Consider the following 23,175-nt stretch of genomic DNA (forward strand, 5'->3'; position numbering starts at 1 on the left):
TATAAAAGTAAATACCCATGAAAGAGCTTTTCCATACTCCATTGGGTCTCCAACAGAGTTTAGTAACGTTTGCAAACTGATAAGAAATAGAATAATGGCTGAGACATATAAAAATTTTCTGAAGTAATGAATGGAAAGTTGAGGAGGGTGGGAATCCCTGACCCTTTTTAAAAAAAGCTGTAGTAAAACATACCTTGATACAATGATATACTCATTCCACCCTAGTGAGATAATACTTATTCCTCCTTGTAAAATGAGTGTTGTAACAAGCGGGTATGGTGAAATAAAGATGCTCAAATCCCAATTTCCACTTGGCCATATATTAAGCGCCACGACGGAAATGGAGATGAGGATCCCAGATATTGTAGAAATTATCATAACATTATAGCCTCAACGAACAGAGGGTTCAGGTCATTGAATAAAGGTTCTTCTATAGTTTTACAAGTGCTTGTTGCACCCTAAACATGGCAGTCCTAATTAAAAACAAATCAACGGTTAGGGCGACGTATATGCTGCTCAAACTGTACGTTACGACTTCACCTATAGATTCACGGTTTTCCTGAAAAAAATATACAAGAGGCAACACCTGAACAAAACACGAAAATATTGCAGATCCATACAGCATGGATCTGTAATGATTCACCTCATGGGCGTTGCGTAATGCCTCACTTGCATCAAATCCCACAAACTGCTTACACAACCCAACAGTTATTTTATAATAATAATGCAACCCTCCAGAATTTAAGCATAAACCAAAGTGAAGAGCGAACATTACAAACAATACAATAGGAAAAAAATATGGCTCCATGGATAAAATACCATCTGGCCACATACAAAAAGCGACAACAGGAACAATAATAATCGTGCCCATTAATGATGATGCCTTCATTTGTTTCGTATCCTGAGGATCAATGGATTTATCAGTAGTGTCTCTAAAGAACTTAGCATCGAAGAAATACTATTACCAACCTGCTAAGACAGTGCTGCCTACTTCTGTGATAGGGCTGTATTTTCTGGAAAGAAGGTCTCAGTCAATGAGAACACCAGATCACGGCACGGACGGCTACCCAGTTATCACTGGCAAATGTCTGAACTTGGCGAATCCACTATAGACTGTTTTCAATGGCTTTTTTTGCTCCATTAATTAGCAGCAAGTTCGGACCCGGTCCGAACTTGGCAGAGACAGAGAGCAGATAGAGGGAGATAGATCGAGCTCTTCCCTCAGACGATCCGAACTTACCTCTACCTTCGCAACCCACCACTGGATACCTTAACGACAGAGTTGGGCAGCAAGAAGGAGATCAAAGCATGAGAATGTCACTACCAGAGACCGCAAGACCATCGTAGTACGCATTTCCTACCGCCCCCGTCATTGGGCGGGCATGAAGCGCATCGTCACCTCTGATTAGGTAGATATCACCCACGCCCCCACCCACCACACCGATGAGGTGCTGGTCAAAGCCCTGGTCCGTGCCCATCGCTGGCTGAATATGCTGGAGAACGGTGAGGTAAACGCCATCAAGGCCTTGGCGGCTCAGGAGGAGCTGGATGACTCCTACGTCAACCGCTTGCTCCGGCTGACACTGTTGAGCCCCAAACTGGTAGAGAAAATTCTCCATGGCCAGCAACCGGAGGAGATGACGCTAGGCGCACTGACCAAAGCTTTTCCTGTATCTTGGCAAGAACAGAGATGATCACTTTTACAACTAACCAAACCAACCCCCAACACAAAACAACCAAAAAGAAACTATAAATCGCTTTTATTATTTTTAAAAACATTTAAATCTAGATATTGAACCTTTATATTATTATACTTATATATTGAAAAATACTCAAAGCAGCATGCAAACAGGGTCAGCATGCTGCTTGTACGATCGTCCACCCGCGCGGCAACGCGGATGACTTCACCAGATTAAGCCTGAGCGTAATCAGGAATGCCCTAAAGGGCAAGGGAAAAGTCGTGGCGATCTCTTGAACTCTTGACCCTATGATCCAAGAGGAAAACGGCAATGAGCTATCACAAAAAGCGGGATGATTTTATCGTCTACCCTAAAGAGGACTTTCCCAATGTTCCCGATGCCGCCACTATGATGTATGGCACAGATGAAGAGGTTGATCGTGCATGGCATGAACTGAATCCTGGAGTGGCCAAACGCAGAAGACCGCAGCAGAGCTTGCTTGCAGGACAACCATTTACACCGCATGCTGCGCCTGTACCAAGAAGAAATACTCAAAAGAGCACTGTAGACCAGCGCCAACAGGCTGGAAGAGCTGTGCCAGGACCTCTACAAAAATCGCAACACACGTCAGAACAGACACCCTACCAAAGGAAGGCCGCTCCACCACCTCGAAAGATGGTGCCCAATAGCTATGTGGATCTGGCAAGACAGATGCGAGACGGTACTTTTGCAGGCCAAGATGCCGCACCGCAATCCATTTCTACAGCTAACCATAGGGATACACGGGCAAGTCGGCTAACAATGCCGATCAAACAAACACAAACTAAAAAGCCATCGTCTGCACGGGAGTTGCTAGCATCTGCAAATGCATATCAAAAAAAACAACGACGTATGGCTCCTTTATTAACAAATGAGAGGGACCGTATCAATGCAATCCTAGACAACCAGCCGGCAATTTTACCGATTCGGGATAACCCCGCCGCTTCTGACACAACACCATGGTACAGTTCACACGGCACTGGAAAAAGAGCCGTACGCCTTTATGGACATATAATTGAAGATGAAGCGTTAAGACAGGGCGTTGATCCAAACCTTGTAAAGGCTATCGTGTACAGTGAAAATTCGCGGGGGCACTACTTTGGTGCATCTCTTTTCGCTCAATCTATAGGGGCTGCTGACACACACCTTCCCATGAATATCAACCCTGCTACCTGGGAAAGGCTTGGCATAACAAAGGAAACTGCTGATGACCCTCAGAGCAATATTCGCACAGGAGTTACGTTAATTAAGAGAATCATAGATCGCTTGAGAGATCCAAAGCCTGAGTATGTCGGCTCAATCTGGAATTATACGGGTCGCGAACAGGTCAATGACTTTGGCGCTAGCGTCGGCAAAGCTTACCGTGACCAAATCTGGGATCGATAGGGAGACCTCAGAGTTTTACAACAGGTGAAAACAGATATGCCAGAGCCTTGGCTAACTCCTTATTATGGATAGCGGTCACCCAAGGCTCTGGTATATTCTCAAGTTGAGTAGGAGCACAAAATTGACTTACAAAAAAACAAGAAGTCCATTTACCATTAAATCAATGATAGCGAAAGCTTTTTTAGCTCTGTTTCTTAGCAGTATTATGTTATTTAGCATAATGATCGACAGCAACGGCACACATCCTGGGGGGATTTGCGATTACGCAGAACATGACCATGGTTTTTTTTCTTTAAACCCAAATGAAGGTGGGAAGACTAAATACTCATGCAACCCAAATGTTCTTCTTTTTTTTATTTATCTTGTTTTGCCATGTTTTCCTATATTTATAACATTATTAACATTGCAAATAATGGCAAGAAAAATCATAACCTCCATTGTGCAACGCAAAAGCCAAAATTAAAATAGTTAACTTAGTACAATTCAGTGACACCCTCAAAGAGATAGAGTATTGATCAACTCGCTGACTTTGCTATGAATTATTGAGAACCACCAGAATAGCCTCTTTATGATTAATGGAACCATGACCGTGGCTCTAAGTATCGTTTCTGCTTCAAGCCCATCGTGCAATCCAAAATTTCGTGGCAAAGGTCCGAACTTTACAAATCCGTTAGAGCCTGTTTTATTGAGCTTTTCCTAAGCCAATGTCACGCTTCAAGTTCGGACCCGGTCCGAACTTGGCAGAGACAGAGAGCAGATAGGGGGAAATAGACCGAGTTTTCCCCACGGACGATCCGAACTTACCTCTACCTTCGCAACCCACCATACAACCCGCTATACCTTGGAATAATTGGCAAAATCAGGGTACAAAAAAACCTGGAGGGTTCGATTCCCGAAACGAACCGTCTCTGGAGACTGGGCATGCAATAACATGATGTTTTCAAAGGAACTCGAACACCCTTATTTCACACTATTCTTGCGTATTATTTAGGATATTTGGGGACTCACACCGGCATATGGTGGCTTGGGAAGCTTACAAGAGGTCCGAACTTAAAGGAAGGAGTCCAGGGCTGGAGACTGGAAGTCCGAACTTGAGAGAGAAGATACCTGAAATCTGCTGGGGGAAATACCGCAAAATTGTCTGATCTGATTTCCGGCCATTTTGAGCGGGGTGCCAATTTATAGGAACTGGGTATATCATTGCACCATCATCTTTTTTTAAAAAAACCCGTTTCGGTCGTTTTGGTGCAAATGAACCCACTTTCTCTCCTTCTTTGGGGGTTGCTCGCGCAGTTTTTCAGCCCTCGTCATAATGCGCAGATCCGGCTGCTCAAAGCCCAGGTCAGAATACTCCAAGAGCGACTTCCCAGCCAGCGCGTCATCGCTTCGCCAGAGGAAAAATCCGAACTCTTGCGACTGGGGGCTGACTTTGATCACCAGATCAATGACCTGATCATGATCGTCAAACCCAATACCTATCGACGCTGGCTCAACCAATCTTCTTCAGGAAAGCCCTTTAAGCAAGTTGGCAGGCCACGACTGACTCAGGAGTTGAGAGACACCGTGATCCGCATGGCCAAGGAGAATCTCCAATGGGGGTATCGACGAATCGTAGGTGAACTCAAGAAGCTCGGCCTCTATGCTGGAGCCAACTCGGTCAAACGCATCCTCAACGAAGCAGACATCCATCCAGAACCAGAGAAGAGCAAACCGACGCCACCTCTCCCCTGGGACACCTTCATCAAGGCCCATCTTGAAACCACTCTGGCATGCGACTTTTTCACGAAGGACGTGCATACGTTGTTCGGCAAGAAAACTGCCTACGTGCTGGTCTTCATCCATCTGGGCAGTCGACGGGTTTTCACCAGCTCAGTCACATACGCACCTGATAGCGCCTGGGTCACACAGCAGGCCCGAAATACTCTCTTATGGTGCGATGAACAGGGCATCAAGCCTGCCTATTTGATTCGAGATGGCGATACCAAGTTCTCCGGTCCTTTCCTGGAAGTTTGGCGTAGCGATTTCGTTCGAGTGATCCAAATCCCGCATTGCGCACCACAGGCCAATGCCTTTGCAGAGTCCTTCATTGGCACGCTAAAACGCGAGTGCCTCAACTTCTTCATCTGCTTCAGTCGGTCTCAGCTCAACTACATTCTGCATTCTTGGGTCGACCATTATAATCACGAAAGACCACACCGTGGAGTTGGCCGTGACAATACCGTTCTGGACATCAATTTTAAGGCTGCCCGCGATGGTCCCATTAAATGCAAAGAAAGGCTTGGTGGGATCATCAAATCCTACTACCGGGAGGCAGCATAAAACCCATTACTACCGCTCGCCAAAAGTGTATCATATGCTTGTATTGTAGGCTAAAAGTGGTGTGCATATATTTTGGTAACCCTCAAGCGGTCACTTTGTGTTCGACCCATTCGGCTAAGGGGTCAAAGCGACGGTTCAGGGTACACATGAGAGCAGCTGCCTCGCCTTCCTGACGCCCTTCATGTCGTATTTAGCTTCCCACTCTTTTGTCCACTCCTGCACGATCTAGGCAAGCATGACATCCACCTACTGCAAATCATTGAGCTCCGGGATCACCCGCCAAATAAACCCATGCAATGGGCTTGAGACATTCTTCTTGCCCATCTATTTCACTACGACGCACGACAGACTTTACAAATGATTCCCTTTCAGAGGCTTAATGCTAAATCGTCTAGGATGTTCAACAATACTTTTTTCCGGATCGGCTTGGTGAGGTGGCGATCGCACCCCGCCATTTCAATCCGGTCCGATTCTTCAGCCAACGCGTGGGCTGTTAGCGCATAGATGGGGATGTGATGACCATCTCCCCTCTGACTCTCCCGTTCCCGAATGGCGCTTGTCGCCTGATACCCATCAATAACAGGCATCTGAATATCCATCAGGATCAGGTCAAATGTGCCATGTTCATATAACTCAATAGCCTGCTTGCCATCCTCAGCCACCGTTAATTGGTGTGATGTTGATTTTAAAAAAGCTTTGATCAGCTTTCGGTTATCTTCCGAGTCATCGGCCAGAAGAATAGATAGGGCCTTGGCGCTGTTGCCCCCTTCATGTCGCAAAGCAGACCTAGGCGACGGTTTAAGCTGGGACGCGTCAACCTCGGAAAGCGGCAGGGAGAAGGAGAATACGCTGCCCTCATCGGCGCTGCTCTCCAGGGTGATCTCTCCACCCATGCGGTCCACAAGCAGTCGGCAAATCGCAAGCCCCAGCCCGGAGCCGCCATACCGCCTGGTGATGGACGCATCCCCCTGCACAAATGGCTCAAACAGCTTCTCCTGAACTGACACTTCAATGCCCGGGCCAGAATCGGCAACCTGAAACTGCAGATGTCCCTGGAGGTCCAACGCCAACCCCAGGCGCACAAAGCCCCTCTGGGTAAATTTCACCCCATTGCCCAACAGGTTCAAAAGAATCTGGCGAATACGGTTTGGGTCACCGCGATACCATTCAGCCACAGACCTCTGTGTGGTTAGCGACAGCCCCAACCCCTTCTTTTCAGCTGAATGCCGCACTAGCTCAACACATTCTTGGGCCAGTTGAGTCGGGCTAAAACAGGTAGATTCCAAGCTGAGCTTGCCCGATTCAATCTTAGTTAAATCTAGGATATCGCCAACCAGCGCGAGCAAGCTCTCTCCTGCATGCATCAGCGTGGTCATATGCTCTCGTTGCTCGACATCCATGTTGGATTCCGCCAACAGTTCTCCCATACCGAGAATCGCATTTAATGGGGTTCGAATCTCGTGACTCATGGTTGCGAGAAATTCACTTTTAGCGCGGCTAGCTTGTTCGGCATCATATTGCAGCTGTTTAAGATGTGTGATGTCTGTCAATAAACAGTGAGTTTGCAGGAATTCGCCATTGGAGTCGTGACCGATCCGACCCTCAAAAGAGACTTGAACCTTCGCTCCCGATTTGTGCAGCATGTCAAACTCGACCCCATTAACGGCCCCCCGCTCTTTGAATTTACTGAATCGCTGCTTAAACAGGGATCGGAAAGGGGGGGCTAAAAAGTCGCCAAACCATTGATTGATTACCTCATGGTCCGCATATCCCAAAGTTTGTAGCCAAGCCTTGTTGACCGCAAGAATAATTCCACAAGAGTCGAGGGACTGGTAAGCAAAGGGGGCATTTTCAAAGAGCTTGCGGAATCTTATCTCGCTCTCACGCAGGCTCCGCTCCGCCTCAACCCGAGCGGTAATATCCCGATCCGAGCCGCGGTAACCCAGCAAGACCCCGGATTCGTCAAAGAAAGGCTGCCCATTGGACTCCATAATGATAGTATGACCATCCTTGTGCTGGTTTATATTGACAAGTCCAGTAAAGGGTTCCCTCATCGCAACGAATGCCTTGAATTCCGTTCTAACTTTATCAGCTTCATCAGACGGCATGAGATCAAAGCCGTCCATTCCGCCCACCAGCTCTTCCGGGGAATACCCCAGCAGGGCCTCTACCTGGGGACTGGCGTACGTGAAGCGTGCCTGGGCATCCATTTCCCAAATCCAATCTGTGCTGGATTCAACAATGGTGCGGATCTTATCTTCTAACTGTTTTCGCTTGATAATTTCGTAATTGAGCTCATCCCTTGAAGCCATGGTCTCTGCTAAACTTTCCGCCATATCGTTAAAAGAGCGAGCCAAATCATCAAATTCATTTACCCCATGCGCATCGATACGATACGCCAGCTCCCCTCTAGATAGGGTTTCTGTTCCCCGCTTCAACTTCAGAATGGATCCAAGCATTTGGTTATGCAAAAAACGGCGGACCCCAAGTAGTAACGCCGATGTCAGAGTAGCAAAAGAAATAAAAGCTAAAATAACTAAATAATTTAATTCTTTTATGGTTATTGTATGAACACTCTGCTTAAGTCTTATTGCGCTTGATGTCAGCACCTGAGATTTAATCAGTATATTATTGATCAATACGCTGTGAATGTTTATATCGGATTGTGACCCGTCACTACCAGCCTTAACCGAATACTGCTCAAAATAGAGCACATAGGATTGTTTCAGCTCAAGCAAGCGCTGCTCTAGATCTGCCAGGAGCGGGCGCGCCTCTTCGGGGAGTTGGCTGTGAGCGCGCTGCAGCAGTTCCTCCATCCTCAGAATCAATGCTTCCCCTTGACCCTTGATTCTCGGCTTGGAGAGGGCGTTAGAAATATCCATATTCAGCGTATTCAATTCAAACGCATTGACGGTCAGATCTGTAATCAAATCTTCAAGGGTCACTGTGGACAAAATCTGGCGGTACCCAAACAAACCAGTCAGCGCAATTGCGATCAACAAGGCCACATGAAAAACCGTAAACAACTGAATATGTCTTTCTATTTTCATCAGTGGCCCCCAAAAACCGTAACGCGATCAGGGGCAACGCTGACAAGCGGTTGGTGGGCGATATACTCCAGAAAATTGGGGATAGGTTGAGCCTTTTCTACCTTAAGCCCATTGCCGATCCAATGTGCCTGCTGCTCCAGAATGGAAATCAGGGATTGATCTAGCTTTAACGTAAAATCATAGGTGGCAGACAGTGAATGTAACAATTCCGGAGTGGATTTCATGTACCGCGCCGCGATCACATTCGCTTGATCACGGTGCTCTTTCACATATTCTGCTGCACGAAGCATAGCTTTCATCATGGCTTCCACCTGATCAGGGTTGCGCTGTAGATGCCTAGCATGCACCGATAAAATGAAGTGCGGTGCATAGAGCCCCTTCAGATCCGTAGAAAAAGCCCCCTCATTCAGCTCTTTGATCAAAGCGTATTTAACGGGATTCCATACCGAGGCCGCATCAATCTCTCCCGCGACAAGCGCCGATTTCATCTCCGTGGGTTTTAGATGAACTCGCGTGACAGATGAGCTGGACAGGCCGTGCATAAGGAGACATAGATCAAGATAGTACGCACCATTTGATCCTTGGGTGACCCCTATGCGCTTACCAACAAGATCCGCGCTGCGTGTGATCCCTCTATCCCGTCTCGCCACGATTCCGACATGGTGGTTTGCAGTAATCATCGATGCCAGGATGCGAAATTCGGCCCCTTTAAGAATATGACGTATGAGAGGGGTTTCAGATGAGGATGCGTAATCCACTTCCCCTGCTTGGAGGGCCTGCATGGCGGAAAGACCGTGGGGGTGGTGCTCTAGCCGAACCGTGAGCCCTTCGGCGGCAAAATAGCCTCTTTCCTGGGCAATAAAAATGGTGTAGCTAGCGAATGAGAGTGGGGAAACCGCAATTGTGACAAGTTTGGCGTCTGTCTGATCAATTGTTGAAGTCGGAAGCAACCAACCCCCTAAGCCAATGAAGGCGACCAATAAAGCCCAAACCCCGATTTTATTGAGCTTGATGACCATGATGCGCCTCTAATTTATTTAATCGAGATTCAGGCCGCGCACAACTTAACTTTACAATTTGTGCATATATTCTCGTTTCCTCCTATATTATATACTACCAAACTAGGGTGTGCCTCCCAAAAACTGAGGTGGGTACACTTTCTTATGAGGCACCCCTGTCAACCAAATTCCGGAAGGCTGTTTTCCATATTTCCATAGCCCACAGGAACCCCACAAATCACGCTGCTCGGCAAGAAAACCGCTTACGTCCTGGTCTTCATCCATCTGGGTAGTCGGCGCGTGTTCACCAGTTCTGCCACTTATGCACCGGATAGTGCTTGGGTAACTCAGCAGGCCCGAAATACTCTCTCATGGTGCGATGAACAGAGCATCAAGCCTGCCTATTTGATTCGAGATGCCGACACCAAGTTCTCTGGCCCCTTTTTAGAGGTGTGGAAAAGCGAAGGCATTCGAGTCATTCAAATCCCGCATAAGGCCCCTCAGGCCAATGCCTTTGCAGAGTCCTTTATCGGTACACTGAAACGTGAATGTCTTAATTTTTTCACCTGCTTCAGTCGGCCACATCTCAATTACATTCTGCATTCTTGGGTCGACCATTATAATCACGAAAGACCACACCGTGGAGTTGGCCGTAACAATACCGTTCTGGACATCAACTTTAAGGCTGCCCGCGATGGCCCTATCAAATGCAAAGAGAGTCTTGGTGGTGTCATCAAATCTTACTATCGAGAGGCGGCATAAAGCCCATCATTACCGCTCACTAAAAAGTGTATCATATGCTTGTATTGTAAGCTGAAAGCAGTGTGCACACATTTTGTCCCCCTCAAACGGAATCTACCGGAATCAGAAATTCTGAGAATTTTGACGAGAAACTTTGATCCTCCATCGAGCAGCAAAAGGGAGGAGAAATTGTTCTACTGAGAATAAGCATAAGCAGGATGTTATCACCCGCCTCAAAGGTGTATCTTTATTAACTTACACATGCTCCAAGCACTACCTTGACCAGGATTCAATAAAATGAGTGAAGCCGAAGGCTCCCAACCGGAATCAACGATCAACAATGCGCTGATCAAGCATCTTGCCCATGAGTTGCGCACCCCATTGAATGGAATTCTCGGCCATTTACAGCTTGCTCAATCCCACACAAAACTACCGGCTGATCTTAAGTCACATTTAGAAGGCATTGGAAAAAGCTGTCAAAATTTGGATTGGTTACTAACCAGCATTCTGGATTATAGCCAAATATCCCAACACGATTGGCAACTGGAGCAAGCCCCTCTTCCTATCGCCCGCTTGAAACAGCGTCTGCAACATCAATTGGAGCAGCGCTTTGGGAGTGTGCAGGAGAGGTTAACCCTCTCTTTCGATTCCACACTTCCAGAATACATTCATTGCGATGCGAACCGCTTGCAGCATCTGCTCTATATCATGTGCAAAACACTTCTTAAACATCCAGAGATACAACACGTAACGCTGACCTGCCGTAATGCATCTCCCACCCCACAGACACTACAATGGATGCTAGATTCACACCCAACGTTGAACACCTATGACATCACTTTCTCAGAAATGGAAAAGAGATACTGCAACCATCTTTTAAAGCAGATGGGACGCCATGAAGGGATCGATACCTGGCCCTCAACACCATGGGAGTGGAGCATGACGCTTCCTACCCCCTCTACCGATCCTGAGTCATCCGTAAAACCCATTGAAGATGTTTTGATTATTGAGCAGGCAGATGGAAAGGATGCTGTGGAATTGGCTTGCGCTTTTCAAGCTCTGGAGATACCTAGTCATATAGATAGAAGGCCGCCTGAGTCGTCAAAAGTGAAGCAACAGCTTTTATGCCTGCCTTCCAACAACACCCACCTGTATGAAGCCGTAACAGACAAAATCTTTTTAACCTATGGGCCTGCAAAGCCAGAAGTTAGCTTCAGAGACACCTATTTAGGCCACCTGTTTACACCGATCCGATTAGGCACCCTCCGTCAGCTCTTAGCTTCTAAAACGATACCTATCGAAATAGAAAAACTTGCGCCCCCTGCCCCCTCTACCAAACTAGATCTACAAACCATCCAATTGTCAGAGCAAGACTTCCGTATGCTCACAGAATGGGTTCAACTAGGCATGATGAACAAACTGATTCAATGGGCAGAAAAACATATGCAAACCCATCCTCAGCACATCGCTTTTTATCACGCTCTACAACAGTTGGCTATGGGTGTAGACCGACCAGGATTAGAGACGCTTTTGCAAGCGCTACCCTCTACTGACACTTCGGACTAAACCATCCATACGCTGGGTATGATCTAACAATTCCTGGGCCAAATCCCGCATTTTTCTACGTTGGTGTCTTGCCTCTGTACGAAGAGCCTCCTCCGCCTCTTTTAAAGAGATCCGGTGCCGCTCCATCAATAGGCCAATGGCCACGTTGACCACACTTCCCGTATCCAGCGCCTTTTCAAGACGCTGATTTTTCTCTTCTAGTGCATATTTTAGAGCGCTTACTTGCAGATGCACCATAACCCGCGCAAGCAGTTCCTCCTCCTGCACTGGTTTTGAGAGATAATCCATGGCACCACTGACGAAGGCCTTTAATTTATCCTCCACATCACTCAGGGCGGTCAGAAACAGAACAGGAATATGCGCCGTTTCAGCAGACTCTCTGAGTTGATGCATGGTCTCATAGCCATCCATGCCAGGCATCATCACATCTAAGATGATGAGATCCGGCCCCCCTTTGATGGCGAGCTCCACCCCCTCTTTACCATTTTTGGCCATCATAATATCCAGCCCATGCTTTTCCAAAAAAGCGGAGATCACGGAAAGATTATTGGGTTCATCATCAATAATCAGAATGCGCTGCCCTGCCGGGTCAAATTTCATGGAGCCACCTTAAACCGTTGTTCATTTCTTGAATCTGCCTCCCTCAGAGAGTAGCCTTAACCACAGAAAAAACAGAACTAAAAATGTATCTGTCATTTTATGTTTCATTCAAGTTCATTCTTTGCTAATATTCTTTCTGTGCTCGACCCTTCCCAAGCGTCATTCAAGGCACATTTCTTTGCATAAAGCCCTTACCAAAGCGTCTTTATGCCTCTTAAACATGAAGCCATGTTACAGCATGGATATCATGTCATCCGTCGGTTTTCAAACCGCACTCGGCCTTACACATCGCCAAAAAAACAGATCTTGCCTGCTCTATGCGCACATGCATTGTAGCGTTTGGCTTGGTATTAACGGACTGGCGAATCAAATCTTATGAAATGGTGTGTTTCCACGTTCATGGCAAAACAGATGAGCATCCGCTGGATGTTACTCATCCTATTGCTGTGCCCATGGCCCCATTCATCTTCCGCCTATGCTGATAGCCAAGCGCGTCTGGCTTACGCCATCAAAGGCGCCCTGCTGACAAAGATTCCCAAGTTCGTCAAATGGCCCACAGAGGTCATGGATAACGATCAACTAACCATCTGTACGGTCGGCAAAAATCCGTTCAAGGCCTCATTAAAGCTGTTGCGAAAGAAAAAGGCTTTTGGCAAACCCATACGTTTTCAATCGGTCAATGCGCGGAACCTGGAACGGTGCCAGCTGCTCTTTTTCAGCCGTGAAGGGTTAGAAAAATATCAATCTATTCTGCAAAAGAGCCAACGCAAGGCAATTCTAACCGTCAGTGATCATGATGGATTTCTTGAAATGGGTGGGATTTTACACATGGCACTGAAAGGTAAAAAAATCAAACTGGCCATTAATCGCTCCGCTGTGGATCGGTCTGGGTTAAAACTTCGCGCCCAACTCTACCAACTGGCCCGTGTGGTCACCGATTCATTGGGAGAATAATCATGAAAATCAAAACATTCTCTCAGCTTAGCTTGTCGCAAAAGCTTCACCATCTGGTGCTCAAGACCACCACACTGGCATTGATTTTTTCCTCGGTAATCTTTGTTGCGGCCTCCATCTATACCCATAAAGAGCAGCTTCAGGAGCGTACCTCAGTTTTAATGCGGGTTATTGCCACCAACTCCAGTGCTGCACTTACGTTTGATGATACGGACACAGCCAGAATGGTGCTGAGCGCACTTCAAGCAGAAGCGCGTATTCTTGCTGCAGAACTTTACAATAAATCCGGACAACTTATTGCCAACTACACCCAGGATGGATATCAAATAGATTCCAACTCTGAAATGGCTGCACATATTACAGATACTCAACACAGCCATGCAGGTCAGACACTCTTTGAAACCCACTTCTCACTCAAACAGATGAATATGCATGGCCCCATCTTCTTTGATGGTGAGCTCATCGGCTTTCTCTCCCTAACAGCCAACTTAATTCCACTCTATTACTTTTTGCTCTCTTTTCTCGCTGTTACCTTAGCAGTCATGCTGGCAACCATTGCCCTAGCAGTTCTTCTTTCGCGAAACCACCAACAACAGCTGATTGCGCCCATTCTCTCTCTGTCCAAAGGAATTGAGATTGTTTCCGACACCAAGGATTTTTCCATTCGGGTTGAGCAGCAGAGCCAAGATGAAATCGGTGATCTGGTGGAAGGTTTTAACTTTATGATGGGCCAGATAAATCTGAGGGATGTGGAGCTAAGAACGCATCGCAAGGAGCTGGAGAATACCGTTGCAGATCGTACACGGGAACTGACGCAACTCAACTTGGAGTTGAAGGATGTAGCCCATGAAGCACTGTTAAGTAAACAGATTGCCGAAGAGGCCAACCAGGCTAAAAGCGACTTCTTGGCCAAAATGAGCCATGAGATTCGCACCCCGATCAATGGCATATTGGGCATGACTGAGTTGATGCTTACCCAGAAAGCATCCCTATCGGATACCCATACCCACTATGCGGATACCATTTTACGCTCTGGCCGTCTGCTGCTAACCATCATCAACGATATTCTTGATTTTTCAAAAATTGAAGCGGGCAAGCTTACTGTAGAACGTCGCCCATTTGACCTGGGACGTTTGCTGATCGAAATGTCTGACCTTTTTAAAGAGCGCCTACAAAGCAGTGACTTGCACTTTGAACTCAACATAGATCAGGGGCTCCCAAAGCATTTTAATGGTGACCCCAACCGCCTTAACCAGATTCTTATCAACTTGGTGGGCAACGCCATAAAATTTACCGAACAGGGCAGTATCATTGTTCGTGTGGCCACAGTAAGACCCCACAAAAGCCACCCATTGATCCGTTTTGAAGTCCAGGATACGGGCATCGGTATTCCGGTGAAGGTCAAAGAGACCATCTTCTCGGCCTTCAACCAAGCAGATGACTCCATAACACGGCGCTTTGGCGGTACCGGGCTGGGGTTAACCATATGTAGCGGCTTGGTAGAACGCATGCAGGGCCATATCGGTGTGGAGAGTGAAGAGGGCCAAGGTTCCAGATTCTGGTTTACCCTACCGCTGGAAATGGCAACCGAATCCCAAGCTCAAGAGATCACCACAGCGACCAGGGATGAAGAGACCTCCAGCTACCCTCAATACCCTGCGCGCATCCTTCTGGTCGAGGACAATCTGGTCAACCAGGAGGTTGCCTCCGGCTCCCTGGCTCTGTTTGGTTGTGAAGTGACCAAAGCCAACCATGGTCAGGAAGCGGTTGATTGCATCCACCAACAGCGTTTTGATCTGGTCTTTATGGATTGCGGCATGCCGGTTATGGATGGCTTTGAAGCCACGCGCCAAATCCGTCGCTATGAACAGCAAGAGAGCTTGGCTCCGACCCCGATCATCGCCTTAACGGCCCATGCCATTAGCGGCACCCGTGAAGCGTGTCAGGATGCGGGCATGGATGACTATCTGACCAAGCCATTTAATCTCCAGGAGATTGGTGAGGCGCTACGCAATTGGCTCCCCACCAATATGATCGCTACACACAAGGCCAATGTTGAACCCATCCAAACAGTTACAGCAGAGATAGAGAACCCCAACTGCTTATTGGATGCCGAGGTCATCGGTCGTCTACTGATGATTGGTAAGCAGAGCAAGCAAGATATCCTTGGCAAGATGGTCCAACACTACCTAAGCCAACTGCCCACGCAGATGGCGACCATCCAGGAACATGCCCAGGGCAGCGCTTTGGAACAGGTATGGGTCACAGCCCACAGCCTGAAATCTGCCAGTGCCAATTTGGGACTGACCTATCTGGCTGACCTCTTTAAGCAGTTGGAACATCAAGCCAAACAAGAAGAGCCCGTGGATGCTTTGATTGCAGAGATCCATAGCGAGCTACCAAAATGCAAAGATGCGTTGAGCCAGTTACTGGAAAACAGCGTCCATTGAATATGTGCCGTCAGACGTCACCTGCGGCACCTTGAAGGAGAAGAGCCATGAACAAAGCCATGCAGAGCTATACGCCGCGTCTATTGATCGTAGACGATGCCTTTGCCGAACGGCTGCCCATGCGTGCTGTTTTGGAGCAGGAGGGGTTCGACATTGACGAAGCAGAGAGTGGTCATGAAGCTTTGGAGATGCTCAATAAAGGTCGCTATGACGGCATCATTCTGGATGTCGTCATGCCCACCATGAATGGCTTTGAGACCTGCCGTGAGATACGCAAGCTCGCTTCTGGACGCCTAATTCCAGTGCTTATGGTGACTGGTTTGGATGACCACGCCTCCATCACCGAAGCTTATAATGCCGGTGCCACCGATTTTTTAACCAAACCTGTCAACTGGGATCTGGTGGGGCACCGGGTCCGCTACCTGCTGCGTTCCAGTCGTCTTGCCCAAGATCTGGATTTGAGTCAGCAGGAGTTGGTGGAAAAGCAGGAGCTGTTGGATGCCTTTATCAACAACTCCCCCGCCGCCATTAGCATCAAAGGACTGGATCGAAAGTATAAAATGGCCAATCCGGAATTTATCCGGCATTGCGTCTACAAAGATAAAAATATCTTTGGATCCACCGACCATGACCTGTTTCATAAAGGCTTTTCAAATCAAGTCATGGAACATGATGATCTCGTACTTAAAGAAAAATCGCCCAAAAGATTTGAAGAGCACTGTATGGAAGATGGCTGTAACAGAGTGCACTTTTCTGTACGTTTCCCCATCATGAATGCCCAAGGGGAGGCCACAGGGGTCGGCTGCATCTCCACCGATATAACCGAGTCCAAAAAGACCCAGGAGAGCCTGCTTCTAGCCCGTCGGGTCATTGAGAGTACCAACGAATCCATTATGATTACCGACCCAAACGGTGTGATTCTGGATGTTAACAGTGCCTTCGAAGAGATGACAGAGTTTGGCCGTGAAGAGGCCATCGGCAATAAACCCTCCCTCTTAAAATCTGGCCGACATGCTGTCGATTTCTATAAAGAGATGTGGGAGACACTGCTGCTGACTGGGCAATGGGAAGGTGAAGTGTGGGACCGGCGCAAAAGTGGTGATGTTTTCCCCAAACGGCTTGCCATCTCTGCGGTGAAAAATTCCGACGGCATGACCCAATACTATGTTGGCATATCCACCGACATCACCACACAAAAAGCCACAGAAGAGAAACTGCAGCAGTTGGCTTTCTTTGACCCATTGACCAATTTGCCCAACCGCACACTTTTTCGCGATCGTCTGACCCATGAGATCGACCAAGCTGCGCGTCGTAAAGATCAGTTTGCCGTTCTGTTTATTGATCTGGACCGGTTCAAGCACGTCAATGACTCTTTGGGCCATGATGTGGGAGATGAACTGTTAATCCAGGTTTCCAAACGTATCGAAGCCTGCCTGCGGCGTAGCGATACCGTTGCCCGGCTAGGGGGGGATGAATTTACTGTTATCCTCTCCACAGAGAGTAACCCCCATATCTATGCCCAGATCGCAGAAAAAATTATCTCAGAGCTGCGTCAACCGTTCCATATCCGTGACCGGCAACTCTACATCGGTGCCAGTATTGGTATTGTCAGCTATCCCGCTGAAGGACTGACCTATGAACAGCTGACCAAGAATGCCGATACCGCTATGTATCGCGCCAAAGCAGCGGGGGGCAGCAGCTACCGTTTCTTCTCCTCAGAGATGGATGAGGAAAACATGTCCCGGCTCTCCTTGGAAGAGGAGTTGCACATGGCCATGGAGCGGGATGAGTTGGCGCTACACTACCAACCCAAAGTAGACCTCGTATCCAATAGCGTTGTTGGGGTGGAGGCTCTGATCCGCTGGTACCACCCCTCCAAAGGCACAGTATCGCCGGTCCAGTTTATTCCCCTAGCCGAAGAGAATGGGTTGATCATCCCCATTGGCCAATGGGTGTTGGAAACCGCCTGCCAGCAAGCTAGAACTTGGCTGGATCAAGGCATTGATTCGGTACGGGTTGCCGTCAACCTTTCGGGCCGCCAGTTTCAAAATCCAAATCTACTGGATGAAATCCAAGTCACCTTGGATCGGTTTAACCTACCCAGAGGCAGCATTGAACTGGAGATCACCGAAAGTGTGGCCATGGATGATGTGGAGAAGACAGTGGCCATCGTGGAACGTATGCGGGCCATGGGCTTGCACATCTCTGTGGATGACTTTGGAACCGGTTACTCCTCTTTGAGCTACCTGAAAAAGCTACCCCTGGATTGCCTGAAGGTGGATCAATCCTTTGTACGGGATCTGATGAGTGACTCTGACGATGCTGCCATTGTGGACTCCATCATCTCTCTGGCGCGCTCCATGAACCTGAGTGTGGTGGCCGAAGGTGTGGAGACCTTGGATCAACTCTCCTTCCTCAAAGAGAAGGATTGCGATGAAGTGCAGGGCTATTTCTTCTCCAAGCCCCTGCCTGCAGAGGCGATGACACAGCTGATTCTAAACCCTGCCCTCACCCTACAGGCCGCAGGGTAAGCGCTATGTTTGGAGAACAGAGAGATCCTATGGCCACCCATATTAAAGCCTTGCAAACACCCTCGATTTGGGGGCGCTTGTTCCGGTTGGCTGCTGTTGTGGTTCTATTGATTTTCTGGTCAACACCCAGCTGTGCCCCGCTCTATGCCCAGACAAAAACAGAATCTTCAGCCACTCAGATCTCATTGCAATTGAACTGGAAACATCAATTTGAATTTGCAGGCTTCTACGCCGCCATCGCCAAGGGCTTTTATGCCAAGCATGGCTTGGCGGTCACCCTTAAAGATTTTGATCCCAATATCGACCTGATTCAGACCGCCTTGAGCGGGCAAGCCGACCTGGTGCTGGGCAACAGCGAAGTGATCCGTGCCCGCTTGCAAGGCAAGCCCCTTACCGTGATGGCGAACTATTTTAAACGCCAGCCCCTGGTTCTTCTGACCCAACCCGATATTCAAAGTCTGGCGCAACTTAAAGGTAAGCGCCTGATGATCCTGGACAAGGATCTTAAGACCCCCATGATTCGTCGTGCCCTTGCCCAGGCTGGTTTGGTTCCTGGGGAGAATCTTTCCATCCATCCCCATACCTTTGATACCAAGCCCTTTGTGGATGGTAACGTGCAGGCCATGTCGGCCTTTATTTCCAACGAGCCCTATTATCTTAAAAAGCAGAAGATTCCTTTTAATATTTTAAGGTTGGACAATCATTCACAGGGCCTTGGTGACCTCTATCTATTCACTTCCGAAGCTTTTGCAACACAGCACCCTGAACAGATCAAAGCATTTCAGCAGGCCAGTATCGAGGGGTGGAACTATGCCCTGAACAATCCAGAAGAGATAATCAACTTAATCTTGCAGCTCTATTCACAACGCAAAAGCCGCGAAGCCCTACGTTATGAGGCCCAGCAAACCAAACAGCTCATGCTGCCCAATGCCTTTCCCCTGGGGGTCATTCTAAACGAACGCATTCAGCATGCAGCGAAGCTACTGAAGGCCCATGATCCCGACTTGGATCTCAATCAGTTGGATTCTTTTATTTTTAACAAAAAAGAACGGCTTAACAGACTGAATTTAAGCCAAAAAGAGCAAGCGTGGATCAACAAAAACAGGCAGAGCATCCGTATGGGTGTCGCCCATAACTGGACCCCCTACTCTTTTATGGATGGTCAACAACGTCTGCACGGTTTTGATAGCGGCTATATTCAACTGCTCAATGAGACACTTCGCTCCACAGGCTTACAGGTGGAACTGGTTGCTGGCCCGTGGCAAGAGATCTTAAAGAGAGCGAAAAACCGTGAACTGGATGGTGTCATGAACTCTGCCCCGCGAGAGGAGCGCAGAGCATTTTTTCAGTTTACCCAACCCTACTTTCAGGTTTTACAAGGCGCTGTGGTCAGAGCCGATAGCCCTCTAAAACTACAAAAAATATCCGATCTCAAAGCGCTACGTATTGGTGCCATCGAGAATATTCTTGCCACCAAAAAGCATCTTGACGCGGTGGGGGATCTAAATGTGATCTACGCCAAGGATGCCACCACCGTCACCAACATGTTGTTGGAAAACAAAGTGGATGTCATCTACGGCTCCATTCAGGCCTTCTTCCATGTGTTAAAAGATAGCGCGTCACTGGTTCGGGTTGGTTTTCTACCCCATTCCAGCCGCTCTCCTTCTGTTATTTCCGTGCGCAAGGATTGGCCAGAACTGGTCACCATTCTCGACAAAGCCATCGCCAAGGTTCCTGTTGAAAAATATAACGCCACCTATCGTCATTGGTTTCAGCTGCTTCCCCCCTCCAAAAGTGCCCGCACCTTATTAAGCGATGAGGAGCAGCAGTGGATTGAAAAGAATCCCATCGTGCGGGTGGCGTTTGATTCCGATTGGCCCCCGGTTGAAACCCTAGATGACAAGGGGCAGCATGTGGGGCTCTCTCGTGATCTTCTGGACGCCATAGGGGCCAAGCTAGGGATCAAATTTCAGAGTATCCAGCAAAACAACTGGGCCCAGAGCGTTCAAAAGGTCCGACAAGGGACCTTGGATATGTTTTCCGCCATCGCGCCAACGCCCCAGCGCCAAGCATGGTTGGATTTCACCCCGGTCTATCTCTCACTACCTATTGTGATTGTAACCCGGCGGGATACCCCTTTCATCCATGGGCTGGAGCCCCTTAATGGACAAAAGGTTTCGGTGGTGGATGACTATGCATCGGACGACTTTTTATCCGCCCACCATACCAAGATCCAGCGCATGGAGGCGAAAAACCTCACCCAAGCCCTGAATATGGTACGCCGCGGTGAGGTCAAGGCCTTTGTAGGCAGCCTGGGTGCGGCCCGGGCGGTGATGACCCGTGAACAGATGGACGATCTGGTGGTCTCCGGACCAACCCCTTATGAGTATCAAATCTCATTGGGAACCCCTAAAACCAACCCCATGCTGCACAGCATATTAAGCAAAGGTTTGGCCTCCCTGGATGATGCCACGCTGCACACCATGAAAAACCGTTGGCTTAGTCTGGTGGTAGAAAAACGGGTGGATTATCAGCTGATTCTTTTGATCGTTTGTATCGCACTGCTAGTATTAATGGTCATTATATACTGGAACAGGCGGCTGACCTCTCTAAACCATCGTCTCCAGGCATCTACTGAGGCGATGCAACGCGCCAAACAGATAGCTGAAGAGGCCAATCAGGCCAAGACCGATTTCATTGCCAATATGAGCCATGAACTACGTACCCCCTTGAATGCCATTTTAGGGTTTTCGGAAATCCTGCAACGCATGCCGCAGGCCCCAGCCACCACCGCCGAGCCGGTTCAGATCATCTACCGCAGCAGCCAACATCTGCTCAACCTAATCAATGGGGTTCTGGAGATGGCCAAGGTTGAGCATGGACGCCTGGTCAAAGAGGAGGTGGATTTTGACTTTGTGCTATTTATGGAGGACATCACCGCACTGATACGTGGCCAATGCACCCTCAAGGAGCTGAACTTTGAGGAGCAGTATGATGTGAATCTACCCCGCTATCTGCATACCGATGCGCCAAAATTGCGCCAAGTCTTGATCAATGTTCTGGCCAATGCCGTGAAATATACCGACCATGGCACGGTTCGCTTAAACGTTCAGACTCACCCCACGCAGAGTGATCATATCCATGGATTTCAATTTGATATCCATGATAGTGGTATTGGTATGGAGCAAGATGAAGCCTCAACAATCTTCGAGCCTTATCAGAGAGTCGGAGATACCACCCGCACCAAGGGAACCGGCTTGGGGCTGGCCATCAGTCGTCAAATCATGAATCTTCTGGATGGCCAGATCACAGCAGAAAGCAGTCCGGGCCAAGGCAGTCACTTCTCCATTTCATTACAGATGGCCACCGCCCTTGAGCCTCTCTCATTATCCCAGAAGCCCCACCGAACCATTGTGGGGATCACCCAAGCAGATCGTGACCAACGGATCCTCATTGCTGAAGATGATCGTTTGAACCAGAAGCTCTTGCTGCATCACTTGGAAAGCATCGGCTTTACGGTACGCGTTGTCTCCAACGGTGCTGCCGCGGTAGAGATGGTCACTCAGTGGCAGCCCCACTTTATCTGGATGGATTGGCATATGCCGGTGATGAACGGTCTGCAGGCAACCCGTGCCATTCGTGCCATGGAGTTGCCTCATGATCCTATTATCGTCTGTCTCACCGCCAGTGCGTTTAAAGAGGAGCGCACAGCGATTCTGGAGGCGGGCTGCGACCACTTTCTCATCAAGCCCTATCGTGCCCACCAGATCTACGACATGCTACGCAACACCCTGAATGTCACCTATCTCTACGAAACCGCTGAGATTGAGCAGGTGATGGAAGGACCGATGAGTATTCTGATGGTGGAGGATAGCTGGATCAGTCAACAGCTGGCCCTGGATCTTCTACAACAGCTCTCCATGAAGCCCATCATGGTTACAACAGCCCAAGCAGCACGTGAGTGGACAGAAAAACAGCCTTTTGACTTGATTCTTATGGATTTGGATCTACCGGATGGGGATGGCATCGAGGTGAGCCAACAGATCTTAAAGCGGGATGAGAATGCACAGATCTTGGCAGTGAGCAGCCGTGATCAAGCACACGGTGAGCCCCCCTGTCTGCAAGCGGGCATGTTCGGCTATATACAGAAGCCTCTGACACGGGAAAAACTACGCCCCTATATACAGAATCACCTTCCCCACATCATCAAGGCCAGCCAACATAATAAGGAAAGCGCTGCGGTATATGCCCTACCAGAAGTGGTCGAAGGTTTGGATTCATCGTATGGCCTGGCCCAGATGGAAGGAAATCGAGAACTCTATGCCAAATTGCTGCATCGCTTTGTTGGAGAACATCTGCAGAGTCCCATGGTCGATAAGGTATCTAAAACCGTTGCAGAGCAAAAACGCTATGTGCACACCCTGAAAGGGGCGGCCAGCTCCATTGGTGCCTTAGAGATTGCTGCGCTGGCGGGTACCTTAGAGATAAAGATTTTGGAAGACCAGCCCCAGGAGACCTTGGGGCCACTGTTTCAATCTTTAGCACAACAGATCAAGCTCCTAAGCCAAGAACTCTCCCCCTGGTATGAAGAGATTGCACAACAGCTCACCCAGCTGGATCAACAGGTCGGTGGGGGCGATGAACCGGCCCTAAACGATATCCTCACTGCTATGCAGAACTACTTGAAAGAGGCCGATCTAAGTGTGAACAGCTATTTCCAGCACCACAAGCCGCAACTGGAAAAAGATGTGGATCCAACCCTGATTAAGACATTGCAAACCCAGCTACACAGCTTTGATTTTCAGGATGCCAGCCTCACCCTGGAAACCATCATGCAACAGCCGTCAACCTCTTCAAATTGA

The 23,175-nt window shown here is 48.5% G+C and carries 14 protein-coding genes; 9 read left to right on the plus strand and 5 right to left on the minus strand.

Annotated features, from left to right (window positions below; translation table 11 throughout):
- Both V5T57_RS08285 and V5T57_RS08290 read right to left on the minus strand, forming a co-directional pair.
- A partial coding sequence (locus V5T57_RS08285) for a hypothetical protein (RefSeq protein WP_332890723.1) occupies positions 1-297 on the minus strand: 297 nt, incomplete at its 3' end.
- A 133-nt stretch (positions 298-430) separates the two neighbouring features.
- The gene (locus V5T57_RS08290; protein ID WP_332890724.1) at positions 431-889 is read right to left on the minus strand and encodes a hypothetical protein; all 459 of its coding nucleotides are present in this window, start codon (positions 887-889) and stop codon (positions 431-433) included.
- A 559-nt stretch (positions 890-1,448) separates the two neighbouring features.
- Here V5T57_RS08290 and V5T57_RS08295 point away from each other — a divergent pair.
- The 3 genes from V5T57_RS08295 (at position 1,449) to V5T57_RS08305 (ending at position 5,423) form a co-directional block, all read left to right on the plus strand.
- Positions 1,449-1,694, plus strand: coding sequence for a hypothetical protein (locus V5T57_RS08295; RefSeq protein ID WP_332890725.1), 246 nt, complete (start codon positions 1,449-1,451; stop codon positions 1,692-1,694).
- Between the two features lie 315 nt (positions 1,695-2,009).
- Complete coding sequence (locus V5T57_RS08300; RefSeq protein ID WP_332890726.1) at positions 2,010-3,104, plus strand: hypothetical protein; 1,095 nt, start codon at positions 2,010-2,012, stop codon at positions 3,102-3,104.
- A gap of 1,200 nt (positions 3,105-4,304) precedes the next feature.
- Positions 4,305-5,423, plus strand: a complete 1,119-nt coding sequence (locus V5T57_RS08305; protein ID WP_332890727.1) for an integrase core domain-containing protein — start codon at positions 4,305-4,307, stop codon at positions 5,421-5,423.
- 368 nt (positions 5,424-5,791) lie between these two features.
- Here the strand turns inward: V5T57_RS08305 and V5T57_RS08310 are convergent, their stop codons facing one another.
- Entirely contained in the window at positions 5,792-8,473 is a 2,682-nt protein-coding gene (locus V5T57_RS08310) for a PAS domain S-box protein (RefSeq protein WP_332890728.1), read from the minus strand.
- A complete protein-coding gene (locus V5T57_RS08315) occupies positions 8,473-9,492 on the minus strand; it encodes an ABC transporter substrate-binding protein (protein ID WP_332890729.1) in 1,020 nt (339 codons plus the stop codon). Before V5T57_RS08315 ends, V5T57_RS08310 begins: the two co-directional genes overlap by 1 nt.
- Positions 9,493-9,771: 279 nt before the next feature.
- On the opposite strand from V5T57_RS08315, the gene V5T57_RS08320 reads away from it, so the two are divergent.
- Both V5T57_RS08320 and V5T57_RS08325 read left to right on the plus strand, forming a co-directional pair.
- Positions 9,772-10,233, plus strand: a complete 462-nt coding sequence (locus V5T57_RS08320; protein WP_332890730.1) for an integrase core domain-containing protein — start codon at positions 9,772-9,774, stop codon at positions 10,231-10,233.
- Positions 10,234-10,509: 276 nt separating this feature from the next.
- Complete coding sequence (locus tag V5T57_RS08325; protein WP_332890731.1) at positions 10,510-11,778, plus strand: sensor histidine kinase; 1,269 nt, start codon at positions 10,510-10,512, stop codon at positions 11,776-11,778.
- Here V5T57_RS08325 and V5T57_RS08330 read toward each other — a convergent pair.
- Entirely contained in the window at positions 11,752-12,378 is a 627-nt protein-coding gene (locus V5T57_RS08330) for a response regulator (RefSeq protein ID WP_332890732.1), read from the minus strand. The two genes, V5T57_RS08325 and V5T57_RS08330, sit on opposite strands and share 27 nt — an antisense overlap.
- A 399-nt stretch (positions 12,379-12,777) precedes the next feature.
- On the opposite strand from V5T57_RS08330, the gene V5T57_RS08335 reads away from it, so the two are divergent.
- From V5T57_RS08335 to V5T57_RS08350, 4 genes are read left to right on the plus strand one after another with little or no spacing between them, the layout of a single operon-like run.
- A complete protein-coding gene (locus V5T57_RS08335; RefSeq protein WP_332890733.1) occupies positions 12,778-13,332 on the plus strand; it encodes a YfiR family protein in 555 nt (184 codons plus the stop codon).
- 2 nt (positions 13,333-13,334) lie between these two features.
- A complete protein-coding gene (locus tag V5T57_RS08340) occupies positions 13,335-15,782 on the plus strand; it encodes an ATP-binding protein (RefSeq protein ID WP_332890734.1) in 2,448 nt (815 codons plus the stop codon).
- A gap of 47 nt (positions 15,783-15,829) precedes the next feature.
- Complete coding sequence (locus V5T57_RS08345; protein WP_332890735.1) at positions 15,830-18,313, plus strand: EAL domain-containing protein; 2,484 nt, start codon at positions 15,830-15,832, stop codon at positions 18,311-18,313.
- A 29-nt stretch (positions 18,314-18,342) separates the two neighbouring features.
- Positions 18,343-23,175 (plus strand): transporter substrate-binding domain-containing protein, encoded by a 4,833-nt coding sequence (locus V5T57_RS08350; RefSeq protein WP_332890736.1) that lies wholly within the window; start codon positions 18,343-18,345, stop codon positions 23,173-23,175.

Source organism: Magnetococcus sp. PR-3 (assembly GCF_036689865.1).
GTDB lineage: Bacteria > Pseudomonadota > Magnetococcia > Magnetococcales > Magnetococcaceae > Magnetococcus.